The organism is Corallococcus sp. AB018, from assembly GCF_003986945.1.
GTDB lineage: Bacteria > Myxococcota > Myxococcia > Myxococcales > Myxococcaceae > Corallococcus > Corallococcus exiguus.
The window spans coordinates 1-6,206 of record NZ_RAWR01000354.1 but is presented as its reverse complement, the minus strand read 5'-3'; the positions used below and the strand labels follow the sequence as shown (position 1 = coordinate 6,206).

Below are 6,206 nucleotides of genomic sequence, written 5' to 3'. Positions count from 1 at the left end.
CCCGGCCTTGTACTCCGCCGTGAACTCCCGGCGCGGCCTGCGGGGCTTCCTCTGCTTTTCGTCAGTCGCGGACATCCCGTGCTCCTTCCATCACATCTCGGGTGTCCACGGAACCGGGCCAGGCTCACTCCAGGAGGATGTCTGGGAGAAGTTGCTGACGGACGCGGGGCTGGAAGCGGGCGACGAACGGCCGCTGCCGGGAGGATCGCTCACCTCCATGCAGGCGGCGCGGCTCCTGACCCTGCTGCTGCGCAAGCCCGTGACGCTGGGAACCTTTCCCGCCCGCATGGCCGTGGGCCATGTGCTGCGCGAGGTGCTGGCGGAAGGCGCGGTGTCGCGCGACGACCTGTCGCGCAGGGTCGAGCGCTACAGCCGGGTCGCGGTGTTGCGGCCAGACGGCTACCTGGCCTGGGTGTGGAATGGCCGCACGCAGCAGAAGGCCGGAGCCGTGGAGTGGAAGGGCGGTGCGTTCCGGGCAGGCCCCTTCGAACTGGGCCGCTTCTACGTGAGCAACGGCTTCGTCTTCCAGCTCGCGGACGAACAGATGGTGCCGGTGAACGGCCCGGTGTTCGTCGAGGTGTATGACGACGCCGACGTCATTGGCAGGACCCTGGACGGAGCGGAAGCCGCGGTCGTGAAGCTGGCGCTCTCGCTGGGGAAGTTCTTCACGTACCCGCTGGACAGCGTCACCGCGCTGAAGGACCTGCCCGCGGGAGTGGCCGCGCTCATCGAGTCATCGCCCGAATACTTCGAACGCTTTCGGTTCATGTCCCGAGGCGACCAGATGCGGACCGTGGCCGAGCTGGCCACGAACCTCCTCCTGACCACAGGCTCCGCGACATCCGCGACGCGAACAGTGACAGGAGCCCTGACGGGTGCCGAAGCAACGGTGCCGGTCCTGTCGCTGTCCGCGCAAGGAGCGCTCACCATCGAGCGTGTCGCGGTACCCGTAGGCCGCGCGGCCTCCGTCCTGGGAGGAGGGCCGGGTGCGGCCATCATTCTCCAGCGGGCATCCACGGCGACACAGGGAGGTGCACCGTCCAAGGGGCCCGGCCAATGGGGACCCGTGAAGGAGTCCATGAAGCCGCGTGCCCGGCGCTATCAGGAGCAGATCACGGGGCACACAGCGGATGAGGCGTACTGGGTGGGAGGTACCAGCACGCAAGCGGGAGGAGTGAAGTTCGACGGTTTCAAGGACGGCGTGCTACTGGAAGCCAAGGGGCCCGGCTACGCGAAGTTTTTCGACGGGCTGGAGCCCAAGGCGTGGTTTCGCGAGTCGGGTGCCAAGGACATTGTGGCCCAGGCAAAGCGGCAGGGCGGAAGAGTTGAGGGCATGGGTATCCTCATTGAGTGGCATGTGGCAGAAGCCGAGGCGGCTGAAGCCATCGCTCTGTTGCTGGAAGCTGAAGGCATCAGAGGCATCAAGGTCATTCACACTCCGGCGCATTAAGGATGGAACCGCGTGACCGCCAATGCTGAGACCGCGACCCGGCCTGAGATGTTCTATGCCGGCGCTTATTGGGGACCGCGCGAGGAATCTCCCGAGGAGTGCGCACGGCGCACGGCGCTCTTACTCAACCTGCTCGCACCGAACGATCCGCTCTTGGCCAGTTGGTACAAACCTGCCCGAACACTCAGGGATGCACGCAAGCATTCCCTGATGCCGCCTGATGTGCCGACCCTCACCGAGTTGTTCCGGCGTGGCGTGAATCGTGAGAAGGGTGGTCCGGTCTTCGAGGAGCTCGGTTTCAGTTTCTGGTTTGGAAATGGCGATTCAGGTGCCGATAGCGTGAGTCTGCGGATCAACTGCGGCAGCTATGGCAAGGTCAACCCCAATTGCTGTGTGATGCCCTTGCCTTGGAGAGGGGCCTCTGTGGAGCGGGTGCTGACAGTTCCCATGTTGAGCGCAGTGCTGCGCAGTATGGCGCTTGCTTTCGACCCTGACTGGGCTGTCGCTGGATCTCATGAGTACCGCAAGCAGATGAACGCGGACTCGACAGCAGGTGCGTTCGTCGGTTGGGTCACGTACCAGTCGCGACGCCGGGGGACAGTGCCACCGCTTCCCGCGCCAGTCCGCATCGAGCCTGTTGAGGACAAGGGCGCGCTCATCATCCTCTCGCCAGAGCGCATCTCCGCGAGAAACCCCGAGCATGTCGAGCAGGGCCACCGTATCGGAGCACTGCTGGCCAGGGCGGGCCTCATGCAGCCCGTCATGCCCTGACCCGCGTGGATTGATCAGATGGAAGGAAACCGCACCCTTGGCAGGACGAGCAGCCGTGTACCTTCCGCGTCCTGGAGTTCCAGAGTGTAGACGCCGCGAGCCTCACGGGGCTGCGCTTCGGCTTCCACGATGATCCGAGCGGTTCCGTCTTCGGAGCCGAGAGCCACTTCAATCACTTCCACGATCTTCAAGGTCTGATGATTCGGACCGATGAGGCTCGCCCTGACGGCCCTACTGGATAGCGGCATCCCACCAGAGAACTCCAACTGCACAGCGACCCGGCGTGCGGAGCGGAAACTCCTGACGCGGAACTCCGTGCCTGAGGGACCCGTGACAGGTTCCTCCATTTCCAACGCCTGGACTCCTCCTTGTCCCAGGACCTTCTCTGAGAGGAGCACCGCCAACCCCACGTCGGGGCAGGCCGGCTTGTCGGACACGCCTCCATCCGCGGTTGCCAGAAACGGGAGCAGGAACAGGAGCACGCACCCTCCTATTCGTCGTACCGCCACACGCCCTTCACGGACATCAGGTTGGGAACAATGGCGGTGTTCTCATCTCCCCCTTCACTGCGAGGGACGCCCCGTGTGCGATCATTGAGGAACCAGAGCTCGACACATACCGGAAATGTTTCACCCGTCTTTTCCTGACGCAGTTGGGTGAAACGACCGTAGACCCGTTTGGAACCCACATAGAGCGTGCCCGTCAGCAGGGAGCCGTGGCGAACGTGCCCCTCGATGCCATGCGTGTACACGGCAGCACGGCCCTCGCGGACGGTGACGAGCCTGGAGCGCACAGTCGGGTCGAACTTGGCGGCCCACTGCATGCCTTCGATATCGAGCTTCTGCATGGCCGCCTGCGCATCCAATGGACAGTCCTCGGCGGGAGGCGTGGGCCGGTCCACCAGGGGCGCGCTGGCGCAGGCCATGCCCGCCATACAGGACGCAATCGTCGCGGCCTTGATCACGCGAGCGGGTTTCGGAGACGGCGGGGCAGGGGGCTTGGTTGTCACGGGAGCACGTTCCTCGGGAGGCGCCACCACTGCGGCGGCGACGGGAACACTGTGCGGGCGGTCCGGCGTGATCGCTAATTTATGACCAACAGGGGCGGAAACACTCTCTGGGACCCCTGGGGTTGTATGTCGAGTCCAGCCCCGAAGCAGGACCTCCCAGGTCCCGGGTCCCGCCAGCAGCAATCCCAGGCACACCACCACGCCCACCCACCCCCAGGCCGGGAACCGGCGCGGGGCCACCGGCTCGGGAACAGGCCGGGGCCTTGGCGCGGGCTTCAGGTACGGCTGCGCGGGCCACGCCGGACGGCGGATCTGATTCGGCGTGCCCGGAATCTCGTCGAAGAGGTGCGCCTCGAACGCCGCCGCTCCACCCGAGAGCAGCCCTCGCATCAGCTCCGAGTGCGCCACCTCCCCCGTGCGAGGCCTCTGTTCCGGCTCCTTCTCCAACAGCCGCAGGATGGCCCTCGACAGGGGCTCCGGCACCTGGGGGTTGATGTCCCGTGGAGACGGCGGCAGCCGCTCCGTGATGGCCACCGCCAGCAGCTCCGGCTCCTGCCCCGGCGGAAACGGGTAGTGCCCCGTGACGGCCCGGTACAGGCACACGCCCAGGGCATACAGGTCATCCGCCTCCCGGTACGGATAGCGCAGCTCCGGCTGCCTCCAGTGGCGCTGCTGGAAGCGGATGGCCTCCGGACTGCGCAGGTGCAGCGTCCCCGGGGGCAGGGTGGTGGTCGTGAGCGTCGCGGCCCCCGTCTGGTCACCCGCCCCGAAGTCGATGAGCACCGGCACCTGCTCCCTCGCGCGGATCAGGATGTGCTCCGGCTTCAGGTCGCGGTGCAGCACGCCTCGCGCATGCAGCACCCCCAGCGTCATCGCCACCGAGCCGCCCACCATGGCCACCTGCCGGAACGTGGGGTTGACCGTCTCCACCCAGAGGTGGAGCGCCATCCCCTCCACGCAGTCCATGACGAAGTACGGCAGCCCCTCCACCGGATCCGGCCACCGCCCCGTGGCATGCACCCGCACCACGTTCGGATGCCACGCCCGGTCCAACAACAGCGCCATCTCCCGCAGCGCCCGGGCCGGGTCCGGATGCAGCGACAGCTTGAGCGCGAAGCTCCGCCCCGGCGCGTCCAGCGGCTCCACCCGGTAGACCGCGCCGTACCCGCCCACTCCCAGCGTCCCCTGCACGCGCCAGCGCCCCACCACCGCGCCGGGCTGCAGCGCCCCCGGGAACACCTGTGACCCTTCCTGACCCATGGACTCACAGGGTCGCATGAACTCCACTCAACCTGGAAGGTCTCCCGGAACAGGGTGCCGGAGACAACCCTGGGTCCGTGTGTTCTCACGTCAGGAAGTCTCGCCTCGTGGAACCAGGCGGAACGCTGTCAGCGGAACAGAGGGGCGGTGACCGAAATGTGACACGAAGAGGGCGCGCATCGGGCCGGTGGTGTCAGACGGATTTGATGTATTAAGCCGCGTCTCATCGCAGCTCTCCCCCCATTCAGGAGTTCCTGATGCGTCGTATTGGCTCAGCCCTTCTCGCCGTGAGCATGCTCGTTGGTTGCGGTCCTGGTACCCAGGCGGAGACTCCCCCCGAGTCCGCCCCGGCCGCCGAGCAGCAGCAGCAGGCCCCCATCCTCACCACGACGAACGTCGACGTGGCCATCGAGTGCTCCGGCATCCTCGAGTTCGCGAACACGGCGTCGTACTCGCTCCTCGACCGCTACCTGCCCAGCAACGTGGTCACCAACATCGTGAACCGCCGCGCCACCACGCCGTTCACGTCGCTGGCGGACCTGTCCACCGTGCCGCTCGTCGGCCCGGCCCGGCTCAAGCAACTGGAGGGCGGCGCCCGGACGATGGACTTCATCGACGCGGACTGCGTCGGCATCCTGGATGGCATCGCCATCTCCCGTGACGACCAGACCGCCATCGTCGCGCTGGTGAACAGCATCGACGACTCGGAGCTGCACGACGTCCTGCCGGACGCGTGGAACGGCGCCGTGAACCTGCTCAACGCGCGCCCCTTCGCCAACGCGCAGCAGATCGCCGACACGGCGGGCATTGGTGACGTGAGCTTCCGCAACATCCGCAACTCCGCCACCCTGAGCCGCCCCCTGGAGGCGCTCTTCACCGCCATCAACGCCATTCCCTCCAACGGGTCCTACGGCGCCACCACCCTGCGCCACTTCGACTGGTGGAACATCGCGTCCGCCAACCACTACTACCGCGACGACAAGACGTGCTTCGGCCTGGAGCCCACCAGCGTCCCCTACGGCGCCTCCATCCGCCCGAACCTGGCCGATGCCGCCGAGGTGCGCGCCGAGGTCCAGCGCGCCTTCAACTACGTCAACGGCAACGCCCACATCTCCCCCACGGTCCGTGACGCGGGCCTCGCGAACCTGAACGCGCTGACCCAGGGCCGCTCGTTCAAGGGCTGCATCATCACCTACGAGAACGACCCCTGGAGCCGCAACACCGTCCACATCTACGTGGACACCGTGAACGGCTTCAGCGTGATGACCGAGACCTGGTGGGCGGAGTAGTCCTCCCCACCTGACGTCCCTGCCGTCCCGAAGCCCCGGGTTCCCTCATGGAGCCCGGGGCTTTGTCGTGTCCGGAAGCAGGCAGGCCCCTGGAGGGCAGCCTCCCGGCCCGGGAAGGAATCCGTGCATCCCTGTGTGTCTACGGGTATAGACACGCCCCATGTGCCCCCTGGTGAACACGAAGGACCTGATTGACGCCCAGGAGGTGGCGGGCCTGTTGCGCCTTGCCCACCCCAACAGCGTCAGCACGTACCTGCGCCGGTACCCGGACATGCCCCGTCCGGTGCTCGACCTGGGCGCCGGGCGCCCGCGCCTCTGGCTCAAACCCCAGATGCTCCGCTGGGCCCGCGCCCGCCAGGCCGCCGCCACCACCGACACAAGCTCCCGAGGCTCCCGATGACCACCGCCACCCCCCGAAACTGTCCCT

6 protein-coding genes are annotated in these 6,206 nt (G+C 66.8%); 4 read left to right on the top strand and 2 right to left on the bottom strand.

The window, feature by feature from the left end; all coding sequences use genetic code 11:
• On the top strand, positions 1-1,450 hold a 1,450-nt coding region (locus D7Y11_RS45295), incomplete at its 5' end, for a Tox-REase-5 domain-containing protein (RefSeq protein WP_306770494.1).
• A gap of 12 nt (positions 1,451-1,462) precedes the next feature.
• A complete protein-coding gene (locus D7Y11_RS41075) occupies positions 1,463-2,221 on the top strand; it encodes an immunity 52 family protein (RefSeq protein WP_233597518.1) in 759 nt (252 codons plus the stop codon).
• A gap of 14 nt (positions 2,222-2,235) precedes the next feature.
• On the opposite strand, the gene D7Y11_RS41070 is transcribed toward D7Y11_RS41075, so the two are convergent.
• Positions 2,236-2,703 (bottom strand): DUF2381 family protein, encoded by a 468-nt coding sequence (locus D7Y11_RS41070; RefSeq protein ID WP_158629209.1) that lies wholly within the window; start codon positions 2,701-2,703, stop codon positions 2,236-2,238.
• Positions 2,704-2,711: 8 nt separating this feature from the next.
• Positions 2,712-4,508 carry a serine/threonine-protein kinase gene (locus D7Y11_RS41065; protein WP_126936401.1) on the bottom strand — a complete coding sequence of 599 codons (1,797 nt, stop codon included), beginning with the start codon at positions 4,506-4,508 and terminating at the stop codon, positions 2,712-2,714.
• A 239-nt stretch (positions 4,509-4,747) separates the two neighbouring features.
• Here D7Y11_RS41065 and D7Y11_RS41060 point away from each other — a divergent pair, with 239 nt between their 5' ends.
• Both D7Y11_RS41060 and D7Y11_RS41055 read left to right on the top strand, forming a co-directional pair.
• The gene (locus D7Y11_RS41060) at positions 4,748-5,779 is read left to right on the top strand and encodes a helix-hairpin-helix domain-containing protein (RefSeq protein WP_126936400.1); all 1,032 of its coding nucleotides are present in this window, start codon (positions 4,748-4,750) and stop codon (positions 5,777-5,779) included.
• 160 nt (positions 5,780-5,939) lie between these two features.
• On the top strand, positions 5,940-6,179 hold the full coding sequence (locus D7Y11_RS41055) for a hypothetical protein (RefSeq protein WP_120560747.1): 240 nt from the start codon (positions 5,940-5,942) through the stop codon (positions 6,177-6,179).
• The last annotated feature ends 27 nt before the right edge of the window (positions 6,180-6,206 follow it).